Here is a 24143-nt window from a genome sequence, read left to right as displayed (position 1 = left end):
CTACCCATCCCCCTCGGGAATGAATCGCGCCGGCGGTGACCTCTTCTACGTATGGCTACCAACGTCCCCACCGTCAGCCTCAACAACGGCACGTCGATCCCGCAGCTCGGGTTCGGCGTCTACCAGGTCCCTCCGGCCGACACCGAGCGCGCCGTCAGCGCCGCCCTGGAGATCGGCTACCGCCACATCGACACGGCGCAGATGTACCAGAACGAGGCCGGCGTCGGCCGCGCCATCAAGGCGTCCGGCATCCCCCGCGACGAGATCTTCGTGACCACCAAGCTCAACAACGGCGCCCACGAGCCGGCCGCCGCCAAGGCCGCGTTCGCCCAGTCCCTGCGCGAGCTCGACCTCGACCACGTCGACCTGTTCCTCATCCACTGGCCGCTGCCCACCCGCTACGGCGGCGACTTCGTCGCCACCTGGCAGGCCTTGACCGAGCTGGCCGCCTCCGGCGCCTCGAAGGCCGTCGGCGTCTCCAACTTCCAGCCCGACCACCTGCGCCGCATCGTCGACGAGACCGGCGTCGTGCCGGCCGTGAACCAGATCGAGGTGCACCCCTACCTGACGAACGAGGAGGCGCGCGCCGCCAGCCACCGGCTGAACGTGGCGGTGGAGGCGTGGTCGCCGATCGCCCAGGGCGCCGTGCTCGACGACGCCGTGCTGGTCGAGCTGGCCGAGAAGTACGGCAAGACGCCCGCCCAGGTCACGCTGCGCTGGCACGTCGAGCGGGGCGACATCATCTTCCCGAAGTCGGTGACCCCGGCGCGGATCGAGGAGAACTTCGCGATCTTCGACTTCGCGCTCACCGACGACGAGGTGCAGCGCATCTCCGGTCTGGACAAGGGCGAGGACGGCCGCACGGGCCCGAACCCCGACACGTTCGACTACGTGCCGGCCTGAGCCGCCGGCCCTGCCTCCGCTGCGGGGGCAGGGCCGTGGCGGCGGCACTCGCGCCGGGGCCGCGGGCTGCCCTAGATCCCGAGGTGCTTCTCGAGGTTCTCGGCGAACCCGTTGCCCATCGACGCGACGACGCCCTTCATGGCGGTCTGCACCGCCGGCGCCGAGATCCGCGGCAGGGGCAGGTCGACGTGGATGGTCAGGCTGATCTCGAGGTCCGTGGCCGGGGCGTCGTCGGTGCCGACGTCCGTGAGGACGTACCAGCCCTCCGCCCCCGCGTCCTCGTCGCCCTGCGGCTCGTGCACGAAGTCGATCCGCGCGGGCTCGTCGAAGCTCATCCGCTCGGTGAACTCCGGGCGCACCGCGATCGCCAGCCCCGGCACCTTCGCCATCCGCCAGTGCCACAGGTCGCCGTCGGCCTCGATGCTCGTCAGCAGCGGGGTCAGCTCGGCGAGCAGCGCGGGGTCGGAGAGCACGGCCCAGATCCGCTCGCGCGGCACCGGCAGCCGGGCCGTGGAGTGCTTGGTGGTCGTGAAGGTCGCCATGGCGCCGATCGTGCCAGCGGGGGCCAGACGGGGCGGCGGTGTCAGTACGCCGGGGCCGCGGGCGCCGCGCGACGCGGCGCGAGCACGACGGCGGCGACGACGCCCCCGACCGCGCCGAAGAGGTGTCCCTGCCAGGAGATGCCCGGGTCGCCGGGGAGCACGCCCCACAGGGCGCCGCCGTAGACGAGCAGCACCAGGACGCCGAGTGCGATCTGGCCGAAGCGGCGGGCGAACCAGCCGCGCAGCACCAGGTAGGTGATGAAGCCGAACACCAGCACGGACGCGCCGATGTGCACGGTGCTGCTGGGCGCGACGAGCCACGTTCCCGCGCCGCCGACGAGCCAGACGATCCCGGTCGCCGCGAGCGCCTGCCCGATCCCGGACAGCGCGACCAGGAAGCCGAGCACCAGCAGCGGCAGCGTGTTGGACACGAGGTGGCCGAAGCCACCGTGCAGCAGGGGCGCGAACAGGATGCCCAGCAGGCCCTCGTCGCTGCGGGGCCGCACGCCGTACTGGTCCAGGCTGCCGCCCAGCACCGTGTCGACGATCTCGAGCACCCACAGCAGCGCCACGAACCCGCCGACGAGGGTGGCGGCGTCGCGCACCGGCTCCTGCGCGGGTCGGGTGGCGGGAACGCTCATGACCTCCACGGTAGCCGTGAGACGGTACGCCCGTGGCGGTGCGAGCACGGGATGCGGAACGGGCGGCGGTCGCGGACGCGCTGGGTGAGGCGTACGCCGACGGGCAGCTGACCGCCGTCGAGCACGGCGAGCGCACCTCCGCTGCGCTGGCCGCCGTGCGGCTCTCCGACCTGCGTGGCCTCCTGGGCGACCTGCGCGGCGAGCAGGTCGAGCGCGCCCGCCGGCTGGTCGAGCCCCCGGCCCCCGCGCCCCGCCGGACGGCTCCGCCGCCGCCCTCCCGCGCCGATCGCGACCGGGTCCTGGTCACGAGGGCGCGGATCGCGATCGTGGCGACCGCCGTCGCGGTCGCCGGGACGTTCGCGGTGGTGAACCACGCCACCGGCGATTCAGGCGTCAGCTGGGGCGACGTCGACGAGGTCGTGACGGAGCAGTCGGCCCAGGTCGTGGGCCGCGACGACGTGTCGCTGCTCGCCGAGTCGCCCGACCGCAGCGAGACGCAGCTCGACGGGGCGGGCCGCTGGGCGCTGGACGAGGAGTCCGTCGGTCGGTTCGTGGCGGCCTGGTCCGAGCGGTCGCCGTACTTCACCGAGCTCGGCCTGTGGGACGACTGGGCCCAGGTCACCGTGCCCGTCGCGGCGACGCTGCCCCGCGACGAGCAGTGGCACTACCGCGGGACCGGCCCGGCGACGCTCTTCCACGCGTCGCAGCCGGCGCGCAACGCCCCCGTGATGGACCTGGGCGACCTCGACCTGAAGCGGCTGTGGGACAACGTCGAGCACGCGCTCGCGGACCTCGACGTCGAGGACGCCGTGCTGCAGCGGATCAGCGTGGGGCTCGACGTGATCGACGAGCTGCCGACCGTGGACATCTGGGTCACCAACGCCTACGAGGAGACGGCCTGGCTCGAGACGACCCTGAGCGGGCGCATCGTCGAGGAGTGGCCCTTCTCCGGCTGACGCGTCGAGCTGCAGCCGAGCCGCAGGTCGGGCCCCGTCCCGCCTGTGTGTCGGATCGCGGTCACCCGTCTGCTCAGCGATCCACCACGCAACCACCCCCCGCCTCCGCGACCCCCGCCTGTCTAGGCTGACCCGGTGATCCCGGCCCCGGACGACGACGGCTGGGCGCGCCGTACCCACCACTGGCGCGACCGCTCCCTCGACGACCTGCTGACCGCGAAGGGACCCACCACCGTCAGCCTCGTCGTGCCCGCGCGCAACGAGGCCGCGACCGTCGGCGACGTCGTCACCCGCGTCCGCGAGCGGCTCGTCGAGACCGCGGCGCTGGTCGACGAGGTGGTCGTCATCGACTCGGACTCCACCGACGGCACCGCCGAGGCCGCCACCCGGGCCGGAGCGGTGGTGCACCGCGCCTCCGAGATCCGCCCCGACCTCGGCTGGGCGCCGGGCAAGGGCGAGGCGATGTGGAAGTCGCTGTTCGTCACCCGCGGCGACCTGCTGGTCTTCATGGACGCCGACCTGCGCGAGTGGGACACCCACTTCGTTCCCGGCCTGCTCGGCCCCCTGCTCACCGACCCGCGGGTCGCGCTGGTCAAGGGCTTCTACGAGCGACCGCTGGACGTCGAGGGCGGCGGCCCCTACGACGGCGGGCGCGTCACCGAGCTGGTCGCCCGCCCGCTGATCGCGCTCGCGTTCCCCGAGCTGGCCGGCCTGGTGCAGCCGCTCGCCGGCGAGTGGGCGGTGCGCCGCGAGCTGTTCGCGTCGCTCAGCGTCCCGACCGGGTACGCCGTGGAGCTCACCGCCCTGGTCGACACGCTCCGCGCCCGCGGGGCCGACGCCATCGCCCAGGTCGACCTGGGCCGCCGCTCGCACCGCCACCAGGCGCTGGCGGACCTCGGCGCGATGGCGACGCAGATCCTCGCCGCGGCAGCCCGGCGAACCGGCCAGGTCGCGGGCGTCGACACCGTCGCGCTGCAGCAGTTCGACCAGAGCGGCGGCGGGGCCTCGCCGCGCGTGCGCGGCGTCGCGGTCGACGAGCGGCCGCCGCACGGCTCCCTCGAGACCACCGACCCCCGAGCGACGGGAGGGCCGCGATGACGCTGCGCCTGGGCCGCCACGAGTTCGCCGACGACGCGACGCTGATGATGGCGATCGTCAACCGCACGCCCGACTCGTTCTACGACAAGGGCGCCACGTGGGCGGAGGACGCCGCGTTCGACCGGGTCGCCCGGGTCGTGGACGAGGGCGCCGAGATCGTCGACATCGGCGGCATCAAGGCGGCCCCCGGGGCCGAGATCGACGAGGCCGAGGAGCGGCGCCGCGTGGTGTCGTTCGTGGCGCGGGTGCGCTCGGCGTACCCCGACCTCGTCATCTCCGTCGACACCTGGCGCGCCTCGGTGGGCCGCGCGGTGTGCGCGGAGGGCGCGGACGTGCTCAACGACGCCTGGGGCGGCGCCGACCCTGCGCTGGTCGACGCGGCCGCCGAGCACGGCGCCGCGATCATCTGCACGCACACCGGCGGCGTCACGCCGCGCACGCGCCCGTTCCGCATCGAGTACGCCGACGTCGTGGCCGCCGCGATCGCCGACACGACGGCGTACGCCTCCCGCGCGCTCGCCGCCGGCGTGGCCCGCGAGTCCATCGTCATCGACCCCGCCCACGACTTCGGCAAGAACACCTTCCACTCCCTCGAGGTCACCCGCCGGCTCGGCGAGATGGTCGCGACCGGCTGGCCCGTGCTGGTGAGCCTGTCCAACAAGGACTTCGTGGGGGAGACGCTCGACCGGCCCGTGGGCGAGCGGCTGCTCGGCACGCTGGCCGCCACGGCGATCTGCGCACAGGCCGGCGCCCGGATCTACCGCGTCCACGAGGTGGCCGAGACCCGCCAGGTCGTGGACATGGCTTGGACGATCGCGGGGCGCCGTCCACCGGCGCGCGCCGTCCGCGGCCTCGCCTGAGCCTGCGTAGACTCGCGACGACCGCGGCCCTGGGCCGTCCCACGACCGTCAGGAGTGTGCGTGTTCCAAGGCCGGGAGCCCGTCGTCCAGAACTCGCTGGGACGGGTCGCGACCCCGTTGCGTCCCGCCGAGCCCGGGCACGTGCGGCTCTACACCTGCGGCCCCACGGTCTACGCGCGCCCCCACCTGGGCAACCTGCGCCCCTACGTCTTCTCGGACACGCTGCGCCGCGCGCTGGAGTGGAAGGGCGCCCGGGTCACCCAGGTCGTCAACATCACCGACGTCGGTCACGCGGTCGGCGACGGCGACCTCGGCGAGGACAAGGTCGAGGTCGCGGCCCGCGCCGCGCAGGAGTCCGTGTGGGCGGTCACCGAGCGCTACACCGAGGACTTCTTCGAGAACCTCCGGCTGCTGAACATCCGCGAGCACACGCACAGCCCGCGGGCCAGTGCGTACGTGCCGCAGATGATCGCCTTCGCCGAGGAGCTCGAGCGCAAGGGCTTCGCCTACCGGATCCCGTCGGGGCTCTACTTCGACACCGCCCGCTCGGAGGGCTACGGCCGCCTCGCGCTGCGCGGCAGCGGGGACGACGACGTGCACCGGCTGGAGACGGTCGAGGGCAAGCGCCAGCCGGCCGACTTCGCGCTGTGGCGCGCCGAGGTCGGTGAGCAGAAGCGGCTCGTGCACTGGGACTCGCCCTGGGGCCCGGGCGTGCCGGGCTGGCACCTCGAATGCTCGGTGATGGCGATCGAGCTGCTCGGCCAGCACTTCGACGTCCACACCGGCGGCGTGGACCACCGCCAGATCCACCACGTCAACGAGATCGCGCAGTCGGAGGCGTACCTCGGCGACGGTCTGCCCTGGGTGCCCGTGTGGCTGCACAACGAGTTCATCACCCTCGGCTCGGCCAAGATGGCCAAGTCGAGCGGCCGCGTCCCCGTGCTCGACGACCTCGTCGCCGACGGCCACCACCCGCTGGCCTACCGCCTCTTCCTCCTCACGGCCCACTACGGCAGCCAGCTGGAGTTCAACGAGTCCGGCGTGCGCAACGCGTCGGCCTCCTACCGCCGCCTGCTGGGCCGCACGGCCGGGTACGCCGCGCCCGCGCCCGCCACGTACGCCGAGGCGTACGCAGCGCTCACCACCCCGGCCGCGATCGCCCACCTCGACGCCGTCGACGAGGCGATCAGCGACGACCTCAACACCCCGCGCGTGCTCGCGCAGCTGAACGTGCTGCTGCGCGACGACACGATCTCGGAGGCCGACCGCGAGGTGCTCGTCGGCACCGTCGAGCTGCTCCTCGGCCTCGGGCTCGGCACGACCGACCCCGCCGAGCTCGACCGTCCGGCCGTCGAGCTCGCCGTGCCGGCCGAGGAGGTCGACCGGCTCGTCGCGGCCCGCACCACGGCGCGCGCGGAGCGCGACTGGGCCGAGGCCGACCGGCTCCGCGACCATCTCGCGGGCCTGGGCGTCACGCTGACCGACGGCCCCGACGGCACGACCTGGCAGGCGACGCCGCTCGACTGAGGCGTACGCCTCCCGCTCACCGCCCGTCGGCCGGTTCAGGCCAGCGGGTCCTGCGAGGGCTTGTCGCGCCACTTGCGCTCGAACGGCAGCCGCCACCCGCGCGGCGCGATGAGCTGGTGGATCTGGTTGGGCCCCCAGGAACCGGGCTCGTAGGGCCGCACCGGCGGCGGGTCCTCCAGCAGCGCGGTCGAGATCTCCCAGAGCCGCTCGACGCCCTCGGCCGTCGTGAAGAGCGTGTGGTTGCCCTTGGTGGCCTCGAGGATCAGCCGCTCGTACGCCTCGAGCACCGATCCCGCCCAGCCGGTGTCCTCGACGGAGAACTGCATCGACAGCTTGTCGAGGCGGAAGCCGGGGCCGGGGCGCTTGCCGTAGAACGACAGCGACATCCGGGCCTGGTCGGCCAGGTCGAAGGTCAGGTGGTCGGGGCCGTGCTGCCCGATCCCGGAACCCTCGGGGAACATCGACTTCGGGGGCTCCTTGAAGGCCACCGAGATGATCCGCTGGCCCTGGGCCAGCTTCTTGCCGGTGCGCAGGTAGAACGGCACGCCCGCCCAGCGCCAGTTGTCGACGAAGCAGCGCAGGGCGATGAAGGTCTCGGTCTCCGACTCGGGGTCGACGCCGGCCTCCTCGCGGTAGCCGAGGTACTGCCCCCGCACGACGTCCTCGGGGTGGATCGGCAGCATCGAGCGGAAGACCTTGAACTTCTCCTCTGTGATCGACTGCGGGTCCAGGGCGGTGGGGGCCTCCATCGCGGTGAACGCGAGCACCTGGAAGAGGTGGGTGACGACCATGTCGCGGTAGGCGCCGGTGGACTCGTAGAACGACGCCCGCTGCTCGAGGCCCAACTGCTCGGGCACGTCGATCTGCACGTGGTCGATCATGTTGCGGTTCCACACCGGCTCGAAGAGGCCGTTGGCGAAGCGGAACGCCAGGATGTTCAGCGCCGCCTCCTTGCCCAGGAAGTGGTCGATCCGGAAGACCTGCGACTCGTCGAAGACCTCGTGGACCGCTGAGTTCAACTCCTTGGCGCTGGCCAGGTCGGTGCCGAACGGCTTCTCCATGATCACGCGCGAGCCCTCGACGAGGTCGGCGTCGCGCAGCGTGTGGATGACCGCCATCGCGGCCTTGGGCGGCACGGAGAGGTAGTGCAGGCGACGCTGCGGGCCCGTGCACGCCGACTCGGCGTCGGCGACGGCCGCCCGCAGCGAGTCGGCCGTGCTGCCGGGGGCCCAGTAGAGGCACGTGGCGAAGTCGTCCCACTCCCGCTCGGTCACGTCGGGCGCGAACTGCTTGATCGCCGCGTGCGCGAACTCCACGAACGTCTCGCGGGTGTGCTCCTCCAGCGAGGTGCCCACGACCCGGACGTCGGGCAGGAGGCCGGAGCGCTGCAGGTGCAGCAGTCCGGGCAGCAGCTTGCGGCGCGACAGGTCGCCCGTCGCGCCGAACAGGACGACGGTGGTCGGGGGGCCGGGGGTGCCGTGGGGGTGGGCGCTCGCCATGCCTCCCACCCTGCCACGCGGTGGGCGACAGGACAGGGCCCGCGGACGTCTCGTACGTCTCCCCCACGGCCGCGGAACGGATCCGGATGGTGTCAGACGGAGCGGAATGGGAGAGGGTGGACCCGACCCCCGTCCGCCCGAGCGCGAGGAGCCGTAATGGACCCCTTCCTCATCATCGGGATCTGCGGTGTCGCGGTGCTGCTGGTCTCGCTGGTCTTCGGCGAGCTCTTCGACCTCGAAGCCCTGGCCGGCGACTGGTTCTCCACCGCGGCGCTCGGGGGCTTCGTCTCCGCGCTCGGCTTCGGCGGCGCGACCGCGCAGGCGCTCGGCGCCCCCCAGCTCGTCGCCTCCCTCGTCGGGGTGGGTTCCGGCGTCCTCGTGGGCTGGTTCGCCGCCTGGCTGACCCGCTGGGTGAAGAACGCCGGCACCGACTCCACGCCCACCCCGCAGGACATGCTCGGCTGGGACGCCACCGTCGTCAGCGACGTCCCCGCCGACGGCTACGGCGCGATCACCGTGCGCCGCGGCGGTCACACCGTCCGTCTCAACGCGAAGGCCGAACGGGAGCTCCCCGCCGGCACCGCGGTCCACGTCACCGGCGTCCTCTCACCCACCGCGGTGACGGTCGCGGCGACGTACCCCGAGCTCCTCTGAGCCGGGTCTCCCCCACCGGGTCGCCCGTGCGACCCAGCTCCCCCGCACCGCCCGAGAAGAAGAGAAACCGACCGAAAGGCCCATCCCATGGACCCGGTTCTGACGCCGATCATCGGCTTCGTCGTCCTGCTCGTCCTCCTCGTCCTCCTCGTGACGAGCCGCTACAAGGTCGCCGGCCCCAACGAGGCGTTCATCGTCACGGGCCGCAAGGGGAAGGCGGTGATCAACCCCGAGACGGGTGAGCTCACCACGGACCTCTCGGGCCAGAAGGTCGTCATGGGCGGTGGCGTCTTCGTCATCCCGTTCGTGCAGAAGCTCGGCAACCTCGACCTGTCCTCGCGCCGCATCTCGGTGCAGATCCGCGGCGCCGTGTCCGGCCAGGGCGTCAAGCTCAACGTCGAGGGCGTCGCCATCGTCAAGGTGGGCGGCAACGCCGACCAGATCCGTCTGGCCGCGCAGCGCTTCCTCTCGCAGCAGGGCGACATCGAGCCCTTCACCCAGGAGGTGCTCGCCGGTGCGCTGCGCTCCATCGTCGGTGGCCTGACGGTCGAGCAGATCATCCGCGACCGCGCCGCGTTCGCGCAGCGCGTGGCCGACGAGTCGGAGAACTCCCTGACGGGTCAGGGCCTCATCCTCGACACCTTCCAGATCCAGGACGTCACCGACGACGGCACCTACCTCGCCGACCTCGGTCGCCCCGAGGCCGCCCGCCTGCAGCAGGAGGCCTCGATCGCGGAGGCGAACGCCCGCCGTGCGGCGGAGCAGGCCCGGATCGCGGCCGAGGAGGAGATCGCGGTCGCGCAGCGTGCCCTCGCCCTGCGCCAGTCCGAGATCAAGATCGAGACGGACGCCGCCCAGGCGCGCGCCTCCGCTGCCGGCCCGCTCGCGCAGGCCGACCAGGACCAGGCCATCCTCACCGAGCAGGAGAAGGTGGCCGTGCGCCAGGCGGCGCTGACCGAGCGGAAGCTCGAGACCGAGGTCAAGAAGCCCGCCGACGCCGAGCGCTACCGCGTCGAGCAGGAGGCCGAGGCGCGCCGCAACTCCGAGATCGCGGCGGCCGAGGCCCGCAAGGCCTCGACCATCGCCGGCGCCGAGGCCAAGGCGCAGGAGGCCCGGCTCTCCGGTGAGGCCGAGAAGTCCCGCCGTGCGGCCCTCGCCGAGGCGGAGGCCATCGAGGGTGAGCGTCGCGGTGCGGCCGAGCGCGCGCGGCGTACCGCCGAGGCGGACGCGGTGCGCGCCGAGGGTGAGGCCAAGGCGGCCGCGGTGCTCGCGGTCGGCCAGGCCGAGGCCGAGGCCATGGACAAGCGCGCCGAGGCGTTCGCGCACTACAACGACGCAGCGGTGCTGCAGATGCTGATCGAGGTGCTGCCGCAGATCGCCAAGGAGGTCGCCGCCCCGATCGGCGCGATCGACAAGCTGACGGTGGTCTCGACCGACGGCGCGGGCGCGCTGCCCAAGCAGGTCACGCAGAACCTGGTGCAGACCCTCGACATGCTCAAGACGTCGACCGGGCTCGACCTGGACGCCCTCATCAAGCGCTCGGTCGGCTCCGCGACCGACAAGCTGGGCCTGGGCGACACCGTGCCGGGCGAGGCGTCCGAGAACGCCTGAGCCTCACGCGTCCGACGGCCGCGCCCTCCACTCCACCGCCTCCGGCGGGAGCGGGGGGCGCGGCCGTTCGGTGTCCAGGAGGTCCGAGAGGAACGCCTTGTAGCGCGGGCAGTTCGTCACGTCGTGCGCGCGGCACCGCAGCGCGTGCTCCGTCATCTCCTGCCACAGCTCCATGGAGCGCATCCGCTCGGCGATGTCGTCGAGGTGCGCCTGCAGGAGCGCCTGGCGGCCGGGCGCGTCGCTGTCGAGGAGCACCCTGATCTGTTCCAGGCTCATCCCGGCCGCCTTGTTGCGCACGATCGCGGCGATCCGCACGACGTCCGGCTCGGCGTAGCGCCGGCGTCCCCCGGCGTCGCGCCCCGGCGTGACCAGACCTTCGTCCTCCCAGTGCCGCAGCACGTGGGTCTCCAGGCCGAAGCGGGCCGCCGCGTCACCGATGCTCCAGGTACTTGACTTCATGTCGACATGAAGTCACACGCTGGTGACCTGCGCAAGCGACACCACCTCGTGAAGGAGCATCCCGTGAGCACCACCGCACCGACCACCGCACCGGCCCGCGACGTCCTCGTCGTCGGCGGCGGCCCCGCCGGCCTGCAGGCCGCGCTGACCGTCGGCCGCATCCACCGCAGCGTCGCGCTCGTCGACTCCGGCGACTACCGCAACGCCACCGTCGACCACATGCACAACGTCCTCACCCACGACGGGCGCGCGCCCGCCGACTTCCGCGCCGCGGCGCGCGATCAGCTCGCGCCCTACGACGTCGAGGTGCACGAGGGTCGCGTCGCGACCATCGCCGGCGACGTCGCCGCGGGCTTCACCGCGACGCTGGACGACGGGCGTACGCTCCGGGCCCGCCGCGTGGTCCTCGCCACCGGGTTGAGCGACGACCTGCCCGAGGTGCCCGGCCTCGCGGACCTGTGGGGCACCCTCGCCGCGCAGTGCCCGTTCTGCCACGGGCACGAGTTCGCCGGCGGCCACGTCGTGCTCCTCGGCGCCACGCCGCAGCACGCGCACCTCGTCGGCCTGATGCGGCCCGTCGCCGGCCGGATGACCCTGCTGGCCGACGGCGCCGCGGTCGAGCCCGAGGCCCGCCGGCTGTTCGACGCGCTGGGCGCGGCGGTGGTGGAGACGAAGGTGGAGCGGTTCGAGCGGGCGGGCGAGGGCGTACGCGTCGTGCTCGCCGACGGCACCGACCTCGACGCCGTCGGGGTCCTGCTGCGACCGACCTACCGCCAGTCGGCGCCCTTCGCCGAGCAGCTGGGCCTGCGGCTGCTCGAGTCCGGCTGCATCGAGGTGGACGACTTCGGGCGCACCAGCGTGCCGGGCGTCTTCGCCGGCGGCGACCTCGCCCACCGGGCGTCGTTCCCGATGCCGATGCCGTCCGTCGTGGCCGCGACCGCGGCCGGGCAGATGGCCGCCTCCGGCGCGATCCAGGAGCTGCTGGGCGAGGAGATGGCCGCGCTCGGCGCTGGGCACTGAGCCCGGGTCCGGCCGGGTCGGACCGACACCCGGGTCAGGCCGGCCCTGGTCCCGGTCTCGGTCGATCCGGGTCCCGAAGAATACGCGGACAGGTGCGAAGAGAACGCGGACCCAGCCCGCCTCCGGCCGAGGCTGGGTCCGCGTTTTCCCGTCCCGGGTCCGCGTTTTCCGACCGGGCCGCATCGAGGCCCGGCCCGCCCGCGTCACTCCTTGACGGCGATCCCGACGTACGTCGTCTCGAGGTACTCCTCGATGCCCTCGAACCCGCCCTCGCGGCCGAACCCGGACTGCTTCACGCCGCCGAACGGGGCCGCCGGGTTGGACAGCAGGCCCGTGTTGATCCCGACCATGCCGTAGTCGAGGCGCTCCGCGAGCCGGACGGCGCGGTCGAGGTCGCGGGTGAAGGCGTACGACGCCAGGCCGTACTCCGTCGCGTTGGCCCGACGCACCGCCTCGTCCTCGTCGGCGAAGGTGGACACCGGCGCGACCGGGCCGAAGATCTCGTTGTTGACCAGCGCCGCCTCGTGCGGGACGCCGGAGAGCACGGTCGGCGGGTAGAAGTAGCCGGGGCCGTCGGGCACCGCGCCGCCCGTGAGCACGGTCGCGCCGTCGTGCACGGCGTCGGTGACGAGCTGGTCGATCTCCTCGACCGCCGAGGCCTGCACCAGCGGGCCGACCTCCACGCCCTCGTCCTGACCGCGGCCGACGCGCATCGCGCCCAGCCGCTCCGCGAGGCGCGATGCGAACTCGTCGGCGACGCTCTCGTGGACGAGGAACCGGTTGGCCGCCGTGCACGCCTCGCCCATGTTGCGCATCTTGGCCAGCACCGCGCCCTCGACCGCGGCGTCGAGGTCGGCGTCCTCGAAGACGAGGAACGGCGCGTTGCCGCCGAGCTCCATCGACAGGCGCTGCAGCTGCTCGCTGGACTGCTCGACGAGCTTCTTGCCGACCGGGGTCGAGCCGGTGAAGGACACCTTGCGCAGGCGCTCGTCGGCCATCAGCGTCTTCGAGATCGCCGACGAGTGCGACGAGGTGACGACGTTGAGCACCCCGGCCGGGAGGCCGACCTCCTCGAGGACCTGCGCCACCGCCAGGGTCGTGAGCGGCGTCAGCGCGGCGGGCTTGACCACCATCGTGCAGCCGGCAGCGATCGCCGGGGCGATCTTGCGGGTGGCCATCGCGATCGGGAAGTTCCACGGGGTGATCAGCAGGCAGGGTCCGACCGGCTTCTTCACCGTCAGCAGCCGCGACCCCCCGGCCGGGGCGTTCATCCAGCGGCCGTGCACGCGCACGGCCTCCTCGGCGAACCAGCGCAGGAACTCGGCGCCGTACGCCACCTCCCCCGCGGCCTCCTTCAGCGGCTTGCCCATCTCCAGGCTGATCAGGCGCGCGAAGTCGTCCGTGCGCTCGGTGATGAGGTCGAAGGCGGCGCGCAGGATCTCCCCGCGCTCGCGCGGGGCGGTGCGGGACCACTCCTCCTGCGCGGCGACCGCCGCGTCGAGGGCGGCCACGGCGTCGTCGACCGTGCCGTCGGCGACGGTGGCGAGCACCGACTCGTCGGCGGGGTCGAGCACGTCGAACGTGTCGCCCTCGTCGGCGTCACGCCACTCGCCACCGATGAGGAGCCGCGGGGTCAGGAGTCCGTCGGGAAGTGCGCTCATGGGGCCAGCGTGCCACCGCGCTCCAGCCCGCGGGCGACCTGCGGATGACAGGTGTCACGGGCAACGGGTGACAGCCGGGGACGGCGCCGGACCCGCTCGCGGCGGCAGGCTCGGGGCCATGACCACGACCAGTCCGTCGCAGGAGCCTGCGGCCCCCCTCGAGCCCACCGGAGCCCCCGCCGTCGCGCTGCGCGGGCTGACCAAGTCGTTCCGCACGAAGGCGGGCGAGGTCCACGCCGTGCGTGGCATCGACCTGACGATCACGCCGGGCGAGGTCGTCGCCGTGCTCGGCCCCAACGGCGCCGGCAAGACCACGACCCTCGACGTCGTCCTCGGCCTCACGGAGCCGTCCTCCGGCACCGTCGAGGTGTTCGGTCGTCCTCCGCGCCGGGCCGTCGCCGAGGGCCGCCTCGCCGCCATCCTGCAGACCGGTGGCCTGCTGCACGACCTCACCGTGCGCGAGACCGTGCGCCTGATCGCCTCGACGTACGCCGCGCCGACGGACGTCGACGACGTCCTCGCACGCACGGGCCTCACCGAGCTGCAGGGACGCCTGGTCTCGAAGTGCTCGGGCGGCGAGCAGCAGCGGCTGCGGTTCGCGCTGGCGCTGCTGCCCGATCCGGCGCTGCTGGTGCTGGACGAGCCCACCGCCGGCATGGACGTCACGGCGCGCCGCGAGTTCTGGCGCACGATGCACCTCGAGGCCGCCCGCGGACGGACCGTGGTCTTCGCGACGCACTACCTGGAGGAGGCCGACGCCTTCGCCGACCGCATCGTGGTGGTCGCGCAGGGGCGGGTCATCGCCGACGGCACGACCGCGGAGATCCGCTCGCGGGCCTCGGGCCGCACCGTGCACGCGACGCTCCCGGCCGCGGGCCGCGGCGCCGCGGTGAACCGGTTGCTCGCGCACCCGGGGGCTGCCGACGTACGCGTGCAGGGCGACCGCGTCAGCGTCATCGCGACCGACTCCGACGCCGTGGCGAGGACCATCCTCGTCGACCTCGGCGGCCACGACCTCGAGGTCGTCACGGGCTCCCTCGACGAGGCCTTCGTCGCCCTGACCGGCACCAGCGACACCACCGACCCGATCGAGGAGGACGCCCGATGAACGCCACCTACCTGGGCCTGGAGCTGCGTCGCTTCGCCCGCGACCGCGCGAACCTGTTCTTCGTCGTCGTGCTGCCCGCGTTCCTGTTCGTCATCTTCGGCGCCACGCAGGAGTACACCGACGCGCGGATCGGCAACGGCAACGTGGGCCTTTACATCCTGGTCTCGATGGCGGCGTACGGCGCCGTCACCGCGACCGTCGGCGTCGGCGGCATGGCCGCCGTCGAGCGCCTCCAGGGCTGGGGACGACAGCTGGGGCTGACCCCGCTGCCGGACCGGACCTTCGTCACCGTCAAGGCGGCCCTGGCGGTGCTCGTCGCGCTGCTGCCGGTGACGTTGATCGCCGTGGTCGGCCTGGTCACCGGGGCCGAGGGCACCGTGACGGCCTGGGCCCTCAGCATGCTGGCCGTCGCGGTCGGCTCGACCGTCTTCGCCCTGTTCGGCCTGTGCGCGGCGCTGGCGTTCCGGACGGAGGCCGCGGTGTCCGCGGCCAGCGGTATGGTCGTGATCCTCGCGTTCCTCGGCAACATCTTCGTGCCCCTCAGCGGGGTGCTGCTGACCATCGCGAAGTTCACCCCGCTCTACGGGTACGTGGCCCTGGCCCGTTACCCCGTCACGGAGGGCCGACTCATCTCGAACGACGGGCGCGACCTCGGCACCGAGGCGCTGTGGGTGCCGCTGCTCAACATCGGCGTCTGGGCCCTGCTGCTCGGCGTCGTCGCCACCCTCCTGGTGCGTCGGGGCCGGAGCCGCCAGTGAGCCGCACGACGGCTGCGGAGGGCTCCGCCGCGACGACCGCCGCCCCCGCCGAGACCGCCGACGCCGTCGAGCTGGACCCGTGGATCCGCTGGGCGTGGCTGCTCGCGACCGTGTGGCTCGTCTTCATGGTCTTCCCGGTGCTCGACCTGGTGCAGACGCCGCGACCGGCCTGGCAGGTGGCGCTCGGGGCCACGATGATCGTCGTCTTCACCGCCGTCTACGTCCACGGCTTCGTGATCTCCGACCGTCCCCGGCACGCCCGCCGGCTGCCCGACTGGTGGCCGCTGGCGGGCCTGGCGGCCGAGATCGCCCTGACCGCGGCGGCGATCGCCCTGCAGGGCACCGCCGCGATGGGCCTGGTCATCTACACGTCGGCGTACGCGATGCTGCTGACGCCGATGCGGCTGGCGGTCGTGACCGTCGGCGTCCTGGTCGGTGCCACCGCGGCGCTCACCACCCTCGTCGAGCGCTTCGACGGCGGCCAGTTCTTCCTGCCGGTGCTGATCGCGACCATCGTCACCCTGACGGCGACCCGCGTGCTGGAGGACCGGCGGGAGGTCTCGCAGGTGATGGCCGAGGAGATGGCGCTGGTCGCCGAGCGCGAGCGCGTGGCCCGCGACGTGCACGACGTGCTGGGCCACAGCCTCACCGTCGTCGTCGCGAAGGCCGAGCTCGCCGAGCGGCTCCTGGACCTCGACCCGCAGCGCGCCCGCACCGAGCTCGCCGAGATCCGCTCGCTGAGCCGAGAGGCGCTGGGGGAGGTACGCGCCACCGTCGCGGGCCTGCGGGTGGCCCGGCTGGGCGACGAGCTGGCCGCCGCGTCGGCCGCCCTCGCCGCCGCCGGCATCGAGGGCGACGTGCCCGACGACCCGGCGGCCGTCGACCCCCGTCGGCGGATCGTGCTGGCCTGGGTGCTGCGCGAGGCGGTCACCAACGTGGTGCGCCACAGCGGCGCACGACGCTGCACCGTCGACCTGGACAGCGACCGCCTGACCGTCTCCGACGACGGCCGCGGCGGCCCGCACCCGCCCGGCAACGGGTTGCGCGGGGTCGGCGAGCGGGTCCGCGCCGCCGGCGGCACCCTGACCGTCGACGAGGCGCCGGGCGGCGGGACCCGGCTGGAGGTGACGTGGTGAGCCCGATCCGGCTGCTCCTGGCCGACGACCAGGCCCTGGTACGCGGCGCGCTCGCCGCCCTGCTCGCCCTCGAGCCCGACCTGCTCGTGGTCGCGGAGGTGGGCCGCGCCGACGACGTGGTCGCGGCGGCGGTGGGCAACCACGCCGACGTCTGCCTGCTCGACATCGAGATGCCCGGCAGCTCGGAGGTGCCCGATGGCATCGCCGCCGCGGCCGCCCTGCGGCGCGACGCCCCGGGCGTACGGTCGCTGATGGTGACCACGTTCGGGCGCCCCGGCTATCTGCGGCGCGCGCTCGAGGCCGGCGCGTCGGGGTTCGTCGTCAAGGACACCCCGGCGCCCGAGCTGGCCGACGCGGTGCGGCGGGTGCACGCCGGGCTGCGGGTGGTCGACCCGCTGCTGGCCGGCGAGTCGCTCGCGGGCGGCGCGAACCCGCTGACCGAGCGGGAGGCCGAGGTGCTGCGCGTCGCGCTGGACGGAGTGCCGGTCGCCCGGATCGCCGAGCGCGTGCACCTGTCCGCGGGCACGGTGCGCAACTACCTGTCGTCGGCGATCGGCAAGACCGGCACGGCGACCCGGGTGGAGGCCGCGCGGCTGGCCCGCGACCGCGGCTGGATCTGAGCCCGTCCCGAGCCGGGGAAGCAGACGGGGCCGGGACGACCCGCAGGTCGTCCCGGCCCCGTCACGCGTGCGGGCGGGTGCCGCTCAGAGGTTCTTGCCCCCGGGCGCCACGTCGTCGTGGGCCGCGTGCACCCGGGCGAAGAGCTCGTCGAGCTCGGCCTTCTCCTTGCCCTCCGGGCGGAACTTCTCCGGGAGGTCCTGGATCTGCTGCTCCTTGGCCGCCACGACGGAGTAGAGGCGCTGGTGCTCCTCGGGGTCGTGGGTGTAGCTGCCGTCGAGGTAATGCTCGGCGTTGGCCTTGGCCGCCTTGACGGTCGACTCCGCCTTGCCGCGGGGGCTCAGCAGCGACGCGATCACGGTGAGCGCCAGGACACCCACGATCACGCTCAGCGACACGGTGATCGAGACCTCCGGGATGGCCGTCACGTGCTCGCCGCCGTTGATGAACGGCAGCTCGTTCTCGTGCAGGGCGTGGATGAACAGCTTCACGCCGATGAAGCCGAGGATCACGGCGAGGCCGTAGGACAGGAACACGAGGCGGTCGAGCAGACCGTCGATGAGGAAGAACAGCTGGCGCAGACCCATGAGCGAGAACGCGGTCGCCGTGAAGACGATGTACGACTCCTGCGTCAGGCCGAAGATGGCCGGGATCGAGTCGAGCGCGAAGAGCAGGTCGGTGCCGCCGATCGCGATCATCACGAGCAGCATCGGCGTCAGCATCCGCTTGCCGTTGACGACCGTGAACATCTTGTCGCCGTCGTACTCGTCGGAGGTGTGGAACCAGCGCTTCGCCAGGCGGATGACGAAGTTGTCGATCTCGCCCTCCTCCTCGTCCTCTTCCTTCAGCAGTGAGAGCGCCGTGTAGATGAGGATCGCGCCGAAGAGGTAGAAGACCCAGGAGAAGTTGTTGATGGCCGCGGCGCCCACGAAGATGAACGCGCTGCGCGCGAAGAGCGCGAAGACGATGCCGAACAGCAGGACCTTCTGCTGGTCCTCCCGCGGCACCTTGAAGCTCGCCATGATGATGAGGAACACGAAGAGGTTGTCGACGCTGAGCGCCTTCTCCGTGATGTAGCCGGCGAAGTACTCACCGCCGTACGTCCCGCCCCAGTTCGCGAGCACGAAGAAGCCGAACACGATCGCGAGACCGACGTAGATCGCCGACCAGATGGCGGCTTCCTTCAGCGTCGGGATGTGCGCCTTGCGCACGTGGAAGAAGAAGTCGAACGCCAGCAGACCGGCGATGACGGCGATCGTGAGGCCCCAGACGAGAGGGGAAACCTCCATGGACTTGCTCCTAGCGGGTCGATGACGAAGGGCGTGCTGGTCCGCCGACCCGGCGGGCGGCGTCCTGACTGCTCAACGATCATGCACCGGACCTAGTTCCCCCGGGGTGATGCGCGGCGCGCATCACACCCGGGGGTCCCGGGTATCACTCGGCGGGCGCGGTTCCCGCGTCGATGGCGCTGCGGGCCTCCTGCAGCGCGGCGACGTCGACCGTGCTCGGGGCGATGGTGCGGTCGTACGCGGCGTACGGCGCCTGCTGGGCGGCGTACTCGTCCGCGCGGGAGGCCGCCTCGGCGACCACCTCGGAGGTCGCGGTCGCGGCGCTGCCGAGGGCGGCGCTCACGAGCGGGGTGTAGCCCTGGGCGTGCCCGAGGGTGTTGGGGTGGTAGCTCTCGACGACCGGGTTGGACAGGCCGTTGAGCCACTCGGGGTCGTCGCAGACCGCGTGGCCGACGAAGGCGGCGGTCGGGTCGACGAAGCGGAAGCCGGCCGACGCTGCCGCGGACGACGTCGTGCGGTTCAGCAGGTCGGCGGTGGCGTTCAGCCGCGTCATCTCCTCCGGGGAGATGAAGGTCAGGACGTCGCAGTCCTCGCCCATGAACAGGCGCGGGTAGCCGGCCACGACGACCTCGGCGTTCGGGGCGGCCGCGCGGACCTGCGCGTACAGGCCCGACAGTCGCGAGCCCAGCGTGCCGTCGATGAAGCTCGTCGCCGTGTCGATCGCCCCGTCGCAGTTGCTCGCCCACCCGGGCAGCGCGCACTCGGTGATGACGCCGGTGAAGTCGGCGTCGTTGCCGCCGATGGTGAGGGTGACCAGGTCGGTGTCGGCGGACAGGGCCTGCAGCTGGTTGGCTTGCACGTCGGCGACCACCGCGCCGGAGCAGGCGCGGAAGTCGAGGTCGTAGCCGCCGGCCGCCGCGACGAGCGACGGGAACGCCGCGGTCGAGCGGAGGCACTCGGTGCCGTCGTCGATGTAGCTGCGGGTGCCGGTGCCCGAGGAGTAGGAGTCGCCGAGGGCGACGTACGCCTCACCGGCCGCGACCCCGGTGGAGCCGGAGACGGCGGGCTCGACCGAGGTGGAGCCCGAGACGCCCGGCTCGACCGAGGTGGACCCGGAGACGTCGGAGGGCTCGTCCCCGGTGGAGCCGGAGACGGGGTCCGCCGAGGCGGGGCCGGCGGCGGAGACGACGCCGAGCACGGCAGCGGCCGACACGGCGGCGAGATGGAGGCCTGCGCGGCGCGCAGGCGTGCGGACGGTGTGGATCGCCATGGTTCCTCCCGAGAATGAATGGCGAGAACGGTGGCGCCCGAGCGGCACCTCGACCACCGTAGGCCGATCCGCGGCGAACGCGCCAGGGTCGATCGGCCGCTCGCGGATTCACCTCCTGTTCACCCGCGCCGGGTCGAGGCAGGTGGAGGAGGAGGGTCGCCCAGGCCTCCAAAGAAGGGCGCCAGTGGGGCGACGACCGCCTGTTCGAGGTGATTTTGCCGGTCCGCGACCGGCGAGGACTTCCCCACCTTGGGTCCATGGGCTACCTTGAGTGAACAGAAAGTGAACAGGAGGTGCCCAATGCCCGACTACACGCACCAGCACGGCCCTTCCCTGACCCTCACCTGGGTCAAGGTCGTCGACGCGTCCGGTCGTCAGCGCATGGAGGCCCGCTGGATGCCGGCGGCCGCCGCCGTCGTCCAGCAGCTCGCTGCCTGACCGCACCGCAACCCTCTTCGCAGGAGCCGCCGCCCCCACCGGGGCGGCGGCTCCTGCTGCGTTGCGCCCGGAGTGTTGACCTCGGAAACGGACCGGAGTACGCTTTCCGTTGAATCTTCAATCAACACGTCACCGGAGGCCACCATGGGCATCTTCAACCGCAGCAAGACCGAGTCCACCGAGGCGTCCTTCGACGCTCCGACCACCGCCGTCGACGACATCAGCGGCGACTACACCCTCGACGTCACGCACACGCGCCTCGGCTTCTCCGTGCGCCACGCGATGGTGACGACGGTGCGCGGCTCCTTCAAGGAGTTCGAGGGCACCGCCAAGGTCGACACCGCCAACCCGGCCAACTCCTCGGTGCGGATCGTCATCAAGGCGGCCAGCATCGACACCAACAACGCCGACCGCGACGGCCACCTGCAGACCGGCGACTTCTTCGAGGCCGGCGCCTACCCCGACATCACCTTCACCTCGACGAAGGTGGAGCGCCAGGACGCCGACACCTGGCTCGTCACGGGCGACCTGACGATCAAGGAGGTCACCAAGCCCGTCACGGTCGAGTTCGAGCAGACCGGCTCGGCGCGCGACCCGTTCGGCAACCTGCGCATCGGCTTCGAGGGCGCGGCCACCATCAACCGCAAGGACTGGGGCCTGACCTACAACGCCGCGCTCGAGACCGGCGGCGTGCTCATCTCGGAGAAGGCGAAGCTCGAGTTCGACGTCTCCGCGATCCAGACCGCCTGATCAGTCCCGATCCAGGCGAGGCAGCCGGGCGAGGCCCGGCACGCCCAGCACGTCCGACGACGCCCCCGTCCACCGGTCATCCGGTGGGCGGGGGCGTCGCCCGTCCCACGACCTCCTCGACGTCCCCGGCGTCGCCGCGACCGCTCGCTCAGCGCCGCCGGCGGGCGAAGAGGAACGCCCACAGCATGGACAGCGCGAGCACGACGATCACCACGTCGAGGCCCGCGACCACCGCGAGGAAGGGCGTGGCCAGGACGGCCAGCACCACCAGCACCCCGGAGCCCGCCCAGCCGACCGGGCCCACGAGGCCCGGTCGCCGGCGCGGCTGCTCGACCAGGCCCGACGGGCGGCGGTTCCAGTCCCGCGGCGGGCGCGGCGCCAGGACCTCCGGGTGCGGCGCGGGCAGGTCGGCGAACAGCGGCCGCAGCTCCCGGGCGTACCGCGCCTGCCAGACCAGCACCGAGCGCTCCGCGTGCTCGTCCACGTCGAGCCGGCCGTCGGCGAGGTGGTCCTGCAGGACCTGCGCGGCCTCGGCCCGCTCGGCGTCGGACAGCCTGATCTCCGCAGGCTCGCTCACCGCTCGCCCTCGGCGAGGATGCCGTAGAGCCGACGCCGGGTGTCGGCGAGCACGGTGAGCGCCTCGCGCCGCTGCGCGTCCGTGCCCGTCGCGACGATCTGCCACAGCGCGTTCATGACCTGGCCGATCTCCGGCAGGGCGCCCTGGGGGCCGTCCTCCTCGCGCGGCGCGAACGGCGCCCACACGGCCGCGATCTCGTCGGCGTGCTCCTCGACGTAGGCCCGACCCTCGTCCGTCAGCCGCAGCGCCCGGCGCCCGAGCGACTCGTCGGCGACCACGAGGCCCTCGTCCTCGAGCTGCTGGATGGTCGGGTAGACCGAGCCCGGCGACGGCTTCCACTCGCCGTGCGAGCGCTCAGCGATCTCGCTGATCACCTGGTAGCCGTTGCGCGGCTCGGCGGCCAGCACGTCGAGGATCGCCGAGCGGACATCGCCGCGCCGCACCTTCGGGCCACCGCCCCGGCCCCGCTGCGGCGGGGCGTCGAAGCCGAGCATGTCCGCCACCCACGGCGGGACCGGCTGCCCGCGGCGCGCTCGCCCGCCACCACGACCGCCGGGGTGCGGTCGACGTCCGGGCCCGAAGCCGGCCGCGAAGCCCCCTCCGATCGCCTCGCCCAGCGAGGACCAGTCGGACGGGTCGCGGCGCGGCCCCCGACCGCGGCGCTCGTCGTCGTTCGTCTCGTCGTTGTCGTCGTACTTGTCCCACATGGAGTGCTCCCTCGATCGGGCGGCGGTCCGGCGAGACGGGTCGGTGATGTCGATCTGTCGGCGGACTGTCGCGATATATCGCGAGCGTACGCCTGCGGTAGTGGCTGTTCAAACGGGTTTTCGCACGGCGTGCGCCCGGTGCCGCCTAGGGTCGGGTGCGTGAGGCGGTGGCTGAGGAATCCGCGCAACCTGGCGTGCGTCCAGGTCGTCGCATTCGCCACGATGACCGTGGTGAACGTGATCGGCATCCTCGAGGGCGATCGCGACCAGGGCGACTACTTCTTCCTCATGGTCTCGACACTGGCGGTCGTCCTGAGCGTGTGGATGTTCCCGGACCCCCGCACCGCCCGCGGGAAGCAGGACGAGCCCACCGAGAGCGCCGACTGAGACTCAGTCGCGCTCGTCCACCAGCACGAGGTCGAGGTACGCGGCGAGGTCGGCCAGTTCGTGGTCCACGGCCCGGGCGGTCGCGGCGGTGAACCCGGCGTCGCGGTGCACGGCCCTCAGCCGCAGCGCCCCGCCCCGGCGGTCAGCGGCGGCGTCGACCTTGCCGACCAGGCGGTCGCCGTGCAGGACGGGCAGCGCCCAGTAGCCCCACCGCCGCCGCGCGGCGGGCTTGTACATCTCCAGCTGGTACTCGTAGCCGAACAGCTCCTCGGTCCGCCGGCGGTCGACGACCAGTCGGTCGAGGGGCGACAGGAGGGCGCAGCGCCCGGCGAACGGCGCGTCGAGCTCGGCGAGGAGGTCCGGGTCGACGGACCACGTCCCCCGGACGCCCTCGACCTCGACCTCCTCGGCCCCCGGGGGCACGGGCCGCGACGGCGCGCGGCGCTGCAGGCCGAGGGCGGCGAGCGTACGGCGGGACCGCTCCGCCGCGGCCTCCTCGAGCCCCGGCGCGGCGTCCGGGTCGTCGGACCAGACACGCTCCGCGAGGTCCCAGCTGCGCTCGCGGCCGGCCCGGGAGGCGACCGCGACCTCGCCGCGCGCCTCGAGGACCTCCAGCATCTTCATCACGTTCTTGCCGTCGGTCCAGCCGGTCGAGCGCCACGGCACCTCGCAGGTGTCCGGCAGCGCGCGGGCCGGCAGGGGGCCCTCGCGGCGCAGCTCGCCGAGGAGGTCGCGTCGGGCCGCGGCGTTGGCGGCCACCCACGCCTGCGCACCCACCTGCCAGTCCTCGAGCGGTACGCCCGCACGCCAGGCCGCCATCTCGGCCCGGAAGAGGGCGACGTCCTCGACGGGGCGCAGCACGCCCCGGACCTCGACGAGCGAGCCGTCGCCGAGCGCCGCGTCGAGGTCGGCGGCGCGGAAGGCGGCCGACCCGAGGCGGGACCACAGGACGAGGCCGGCGTTGGTGGCGACGGCGGCGGTGAGGTCGACCTGCAGGAGCGTCAGCCGTCGGACGACGGCGAGGGGGTCGACCGGGCGCGGGCGGTCGAGGAGCTGCGCGCGCACGGCGACGCGTCGGGCCTGCTCCTGCGAGATCCGCCGCAGCGCCACGGGCTCAGAGGAGCTTCTCGATGTCCCCGGCGATCTTCTCCGGCTTCGTCGTGGGGCCGTAGCGCCGCACGACGCGGCCGTCGCGGTCGACGAGGAACTTCGTGAAGTTCCACTTGATCTTCCCGCCCAGCAGGCCGCCCTTCTCGCCGCGCAGCCAGGCGAAGACCGGGTGCGCCTGGGGGCCGTTGACGTCGACCTTCTCGAACATCGGGAAGCTGACGCCGTAGTTGCGCTGGCAGAAGGAGCCGATCTGCTCGGCGTCACCCGGCTCCTGGCCACCGAACTGGTTGCAGGGGAAGCCGAGGACCACCAGGCCGCGCTCGCCGTAGGTCTCGAACAGCTCCTCCAGACCGGCGAACTGCGGGGTGAACCCGCACTGGCTCGCCGTGTTGACGACCAGGGCGACCTGCCCGGCGTACTGCTCCAGCGACTCCTCCGTGCCGTCGAGGCGGGTGGCGCTGAAGTCGGTCAGGGTGCTCATGCTCGTCCTCCGGGGTGGGGTGGCAGCGACGGTACGGCGCCTGGACAGCACCGTGCCCCGGTGCTTCGACACCGGGGCACGTG

General features: G+C 73.0%; 26 protein-coding genes. 15 read left to right on the top strand and 11 right to left on the bottom strand.

What is annotated here, in order from left to right:
• Window positions 1-51: 51 nt before the first annotated feature.
• Window positions 52-903, top strand: a complete 852-nt coding sequence (locus RDV89_RS08460) for an aldo/keto reductase (protein WP_315732523.1) — start codon at window positions 52-54, stop codon at window positions 901-903.
• Between the two features lie 71 nt (window positions 904-974).
• On the opposite strand, the gene RDV89_RS08455 is transcribed toward RDV89_RS08460, so the two are convergent.
• Together RDV89_RS08455 and RDV89_RS08450 are read right to left on the bottom strand one after the other, a co-directional pair.
• The gene (locus RDV89_RS08455; protein ID WP_315732522.1) at window positions 975-1445 is read right to left on the bottom strand and encodes an SRPBCC family protein; all 471 of its coding nucleotides are present in this window, start codon (window positions 1443-1445) and stop codon (window positions 975-977) included.
• Between the two features lie 41 nt (window positions 1446-1486).
• Window positions 1487-2086, bottom strand: coding sequence for a rhomboid family intramembrane serine protease (locus RDV89_RS08450; protein ID WP_315732521.1), 600 nt, complete (start codon window positions 2084-2086; stop codon window positions 1487-1489).
• A gap of 38 nt (window positions 2087-2124) precedes the next feature.
• On the opposite strand from RDV89_RS08450, the gene RDV89_RS08445 reads away from it, so the two are divergent.
• From RDV89_RS08445 to cysS, 4 genes are all read left to right on the top strand, one after another.
• Window positions 2125-3042 (top strand): DUF1707 SHOCT-like domain-containing protein, encoded by a 918-nt coding sequence (locus tag RDV89_RS08445; RefSeq protein WP_315732520.1) that lies wholly within the window; start codon window positions 2125-2127, stop codon window positions 3040-3042.
• Between the two features lie 135 nt (window positions 3043-3177).
• Window positions 3178-4140 (top strand): glucosyl-3-phosphoglycerate synthase, encoded by a 963-nt coding sequence (locus tag RDV89_RS08440; protein WP_315732519.1) that lies wholly within the window; start codon window positions 3178-3180, stop codon window positions 4138-4140.
• On the top strand, window positions 4137-5000 hold the full coding sequence (gene folP, locus RDV89_RS08435) for a dihydropteroate synthase (RefSeq protein WP_315732518.1): 864 nt from the start codon (window positions 4137-4139) through the stop codon (window positions 4998-5000). Before RDV89_RS08440 ends, folP begins: the two co-directional genes overlap by 4 nt.
• A gap of 60 nt (window positions 5001-5060) precedes the next feature.
• Window positions 5061-6527: a cysteine--tRNA ligase gene (gene cysS / locus RDV89_RS08430; RefSeq protein ID WP_315732517.1), complete on the top strand. Its 1467-nt coding sequence runs from the start codon at window positions 5061-5063 to the stop codon at window positions 6525-6527.
• A gap of 35 nt (window positions 6528-6562) precedes the next feature.
• Here cysS and zwf read toward each other — a convergent pair whose 3' ends face one another.
• The gene (gene zwf, locus RDV89_RS08425; RefSeq protein ID WP_315732516.1) at window positions 6563-8026 is read right to left on the bottom strand and encodes a glucose-6-phosphate dehydrogenase; all 1464 of its coding nucleotides are present in this window, start codon (window positions 8024-8026) and stop codon (window positions 6563-6565) included.
• A gap of 156 nt (window positions 8027-8182) precedes the next feature.
• Between zwf and RDV89_RS08420 the strand changes: the two genes are divergently transcribed.
• Entirely contained in the window at window positions 8183-8680 is a 498-nt protein-coding gene (locus RDV89_RS08420; protein WP_315732515.1) for an NfeD C-terminal domain-containing protein, read from the top strand.
• Window positions 8681-8767: 87 nt separating this feature from the next.
• Entirely contained in the window at window positions 8768-10291 is a 1524-nt protein-coding gene (locus RDV89_RS08415; RefSeq protein WP_315732514.1) for a flotillin family protein, read from the top strand.
• A gap of 3 nt (window positions 10292-10294) precedes the next feature.
• Here the strand turns inward: RDV89_RS08415 and RDV89_RS08410 are convergent, their stop codons facing one another.
• The gene (locus RDV89_RS08410) at window positions 10295-10750 is read right to left on the bottom strand and encodes a MerR family transcriptional regulator (RefSeq protein WP_315732513.1); all 456 of its coding nucleotides are present in this window, start codon (window positions 10748-10750) and stop codon (window positions 10295-10297) included.
• 63 nt (window positions 10751-10813) lie between these two features.
• Here RDV89_RS08410 and RDV89_RS08405 point away from each other — a divergent pair, with 63 nt between their 5' ends.
• Window positions 10814-11770, top strand: a complete 957-nt coding sequence (locus tag RDV89_RS08405; RefSeq protein WP_369012404.1) for an NAD(P)/FAD-dependent oxidoreductase — start codon at window positions 10814-10816, stop codon at window positions 11768-11770.
• 203 nt (window positions 11771-11973) lie between these two features.
• Here RDV89_RS08405 and RDV89_RS08400 read toward each other — a convergent pair whose 3' ends face one another.
• Window positions 11974-13431 carry an NAD-dependent succinate-semialdehyde dehydrogenase gene (locus tag RDV89_RS08400; protein ID WP_315732511.1) on the bottom strand — a complete coding sequence of 486 codons (1458 nt, stop codon included), beginning with the start codon at window positions 13429-13431 and terminating at the stop codon, window positions 11974-11976.
• 118 nt (window positions 13432-13549) lie between these two features.
• On the opposite strand from RDV89_RS08400, the gene RDV89_RS08395 reads away from it, so the two are divergent.
• Genes RDV89_RS08395 through RDV89_RS08380 form a run of 4 tightly spaced genes read left to right on the top strand, consistent with a single transcriptional unit; the run spans window position 13550 to window position 17053 of the window.
• A complete protein-coding gene (locus RDV89_RS08395) occupies window positions 13550-14539 on the top strand; it encodes an ABC transporter ATP-binding protein (RefSeq protein WP_315732510.1) in 990 nt (329 codons plus the stop codon).
• Entirely contained in the window at window positions 14536-15297 is a 762-nt protein-coding gene (locus RDV89_RS08390; RefSeq protein WP_315732509.1) for an ABC transporter permease, read from the top strand. Before RDV89_RS08395 ends, RDV89_RS08390 begins: the two co-directional genes overlap by 4 nt.
• Window positions 15294-16433, top strand: a complete 1140-nt coding sequence (locus tag RDV89_RS08385) for a sensor histidine kinase (RefSeq protein ID WP_315732508.1) — start codon at window positions 15294-15296, stop codon at window positions 16431-16433. Before RDV89_RS08390 ends, RDV89_RS08385 begins: the two co-directional genes overlap by 4 nt.
• Window positions 16427-17053 (top strand): response regulator transcription factor, encoded by a 627-nt coding sequence (locus tag RDV89_RS08380; protein ID WP_315732507.1) that lies wholly within the window; start codon window positions 16427-16429, stop codon window positions 17051-17053. The genes RDV89_RS08385 and RDV89_RS08380 overlap by 7 nt, the downstream gene beginning before the upstream one ends.
• An 84-nt stretch (window positions 17054-17137) precedes the next feature.
• Here RDV89_RS08380 and RDV89_RS08375 read toward each other — a convergent pair whose 3' ends face one another.
• Both RDV89_RS08375 and RDV89_RS08370 read right to left on the bottom strand, forming a co-directional pair.
• Window positions 17138-18340 carry a TerC family protein gene (locus RDV89_RS08375; protein ID WP_315732506.1) on the bottom strand — a complete coding sequence of 401 codons (1203 nt, stop codon included), beginning with the start codon at window positions 18338-18340 and terminating at the stop codon, window positions 17138-17140.
• A gap of 145 nt (window positions 18341-18485) precedes the next feature.
• A complete protein-coding gene (locus tag RDV89_RS08370) occupies window positions 18486-19610 on the bottom strand; it encodes an SGNH/GDSL hydrolase family protein (protein ID WP_315732505.1) in 1125 nt (374 codons plus the stop codon).
• A gap of 300 nt (window positions 19611-19910) precedes the next feature.
• On the opposite strand from RDV89_RS08370, the gene RDV89_RS08365 reads away from it, so the two are divergent.
• Both RDV89_RS08365 and RDV89_RS08360 read left to right on the top strand, forming a co-directional pair.
• Complete coding sequence (locus tag RDV89_RS08365) at window positions 19911-20048, top strand: hypothetical protein (RefSeq protein WP_315732504.1); 138 nt, start codon at window positions 19911-19913, stop codon at window positions 20046-20048.
• A gap of 144 nt (window positions 20049-20192) precedes the next feature.
• Window positions 20193-20798 (top strand): YceI family protein, encoded by a 606-nt coding sequence (locus tag RDV89_RS08360; protein WP_315732503.1) that lies wholly within the window; start codon window positions 20193-20195, stop codon window positions 20796-20798.
• A 148-nt stretch (window positions 20799-20946) separates the two neighbouring features.
• Here the strand turns inward: RDV89_RS08360 and RDV89_RS08355 are convergent, their stop codons facing one another.
• A complete protein-coding gene (locus tag RDV89_RS08355) occupies window positions 20947-21375 on the bottom strand; it encodes a DUF1707 SHOCT-like domain-containing protein (protein ID WP_315732502.1) in 429 nt (142 codons plus the stop codon).
• Entirely contained in the window at window positions 21372-22082 is a 711-nt protein-coding gene (locus RDV89_RS08350; protein ID WP_315732501.1) for a PadR family transcriptional regulator, read from the bottom strand. The genes RDV89_RS08355 and RDV89_RS08350 overlap by 4 nt, the downstream gene beginning before the upstream one ends.
• Window positions 22083-22241: 159 nt before the next feature.
• Between RDV89_RS08350 and RDV89_RS08345 the strand changes: the two genes are divergently transcribed.
• The gene (locus RDV89_RS08345; protein WP_315732500.1) at window positions 22242-22469 is read left to right on the top strand and encodes a hypothetical protein; all 228 of its coding nucleotides are present in this window, start codon (window positions 22242-22244) and stop codon (window positions 22467-22469) included.
• Between the two features lie 3 nt (window positions 22470-22472).
• Here the strand turns inward: RDV89_RS08345 and RDV89_RS08340 are convergent, their stop codons facing one another.
• Together RDV89_RS08340 and RDV89_RS08335 are read right to left on the bottom strand one after the other, a co-directional pair.
• On the bottom strand, window positions 22473-23579 hold the full coding sequence (locus RDV89_RS08340; RefSeq protein WP_315732499.1) for a DNA glycosylase AlkZ-like family protein: 1107 nt from the start codon (window positions 23577-23579) through the stop codon (window positions 22473-22475).
• A 4-nt stretch (window positions 23580-23583) separates the two neighbouring features.
• On the bottom strand, window positions 23584-24060 hold the full coding sequence (locus RDV89_RS08335; RefSeq protein ID WP_315732498.1) for a glutathione peroxidase: 477 nt from the start codon (window positions 24058-24060) through the stop codon (window positions 23584-23586).
• Window positions 24061-24143 lie beyond the last annotated feature (83 nt).

This window comes from Nocardioides imazamoxiresistens, assembly GCF_032378595.1.
Taxonomy (GTDB): Bacteria; Actinomycetota; Actinomycetes; order Propionibacteriales; family Nocardioidaceae; genus Nocardioides; species Nocardioides imazamoxiresistens.
Note: the sequence above shows the minus strand (reverse complement) of the source record. Positions and strands in the feature narration are given on the sequence as shown.

Excerpts from the sequence above, each read along its gene's own strand:
- RDV89_RS08460 (WP_315732523.1), top strand. The coding sequence starts at position 52 with ATGGCTACCAACGTCCCCACCGTCAGCCTCAACAACGGCACGTCGATC.
- RDV89_RS08455 (WP_315732522.1), bottom strand. The coding sequence starts at position 1,445 with ATGGCGACCTTCACGACCACCAAGCACTCCACGGCCCGGCTGCCGGTG.
- RDV89_RS08450 (WP_315732521.1), bottom strand. The coding sequence starts at position 2,086 with ATGAGCGTTCCCGCCACCCGACCCGCGCAGGAGCCGGTGCGCGACGCC.
- folP (WP_315732518.1), top strand. The coding sequence starts at position 4,137 with ATGACGCTGCGCCTGGGCCGCCACGAGTTCGCCGACGACGCGACGCTG.
- zwf (WP_315732516.1), bottom strand. The coding sequence starts at position 8,026 with ATGGCGAGCGCCCACCCCCACGGCACCCCCGGCCCCCCGACCACCGTC.
- RDV89_RS08420 (WP_315732515.1), top strand. The coding sequence starts at position 8,183 with ATGGACCCCTTCCTCATCATCGGGATCTGCGGTGTCGCGGTGCTGCTG.
- RDV89_RS08415 (WP_315732514.1), top strand. The coding sequence starts at position 8,768 with ATGGACCCGGTTCTGACGCCGATCATCGGCTTCGTCGTCCTGCTCGTC.
- RDV89_RS08410 (WP_315732513.1), bottom strand. The coding sequence starts at position 10,750 with ATGAAGTCAAGTACCTGGAGCATCGGTGACGCGGCGGCCCGCTTCGGC.
- RDV89_RS08400 (WP_315732511.1), bottom strand. The coding sequence starts at position 13,431 with ATGAGCGCACTTCCCGACGGACTCCTGACCCCGCGGCTCCTCATCGGT.
- RDV89_RS08395 (WP_315732510.1), top strand. The coding sequence starts at position 13,550 with ATGACCACGACCAGTCCGTCGCAGGAGCCTGCGGCCCCCCTCGAGCCC.
- RDV89_RS08390 (WP_315732509.1), top strand. The coding sequence starts at position 14,536 with ATGAACGCCACCTACCTGGGCCTGGAGCTGCGTCGCTTCGCCCGCGAC.
- RDV89_RS08375 (WP_315732506.1), bottom strand. The coding sequence starts at position 18,340 with ATGGAGGTTTCCCCTCTCGTCTGGGGCCTCACGATCGCCGTCATCGCC.
- RDV89_RS08370 (WP_315732505.1), bottom strand. The coding sequence starts at position 19,610 with ATGGCGATCCACACCGTCCGCACGCCTGCGCGCCGCGCAGGCCTCCAT.
- RDV89_RS08365 (WP_315732504.1), top strand. The coding sequence starts at position 19,911 with ATGCCCGACTACACGCACCAGCACGGCCCTTCCCTGACCCTCACCTGG.
- RDV89_RS08360 (WP_315732503.1), top strand. The coding sequence starts at position 20,193 with ATGGGCATCTTCAACCGCAGCAAGACCGAGTCCACCGAGGCGTCCTTC.
- RDV89_RS08350 (WP_315732501.1), bottom strand. The coding sequence starts at position 22,082 with ATGTGGGACAAGTACGACGACAACGACGAGACGAACGACGACGAGCGC.
- RDV89_RS08335 (WP_315732498.1), bottom strand. The coding sequence starts at position 24,060 with ATGAGCACCCTGACCGACTTCAGCGCCACCCGCCTCGACGGCACGGAG.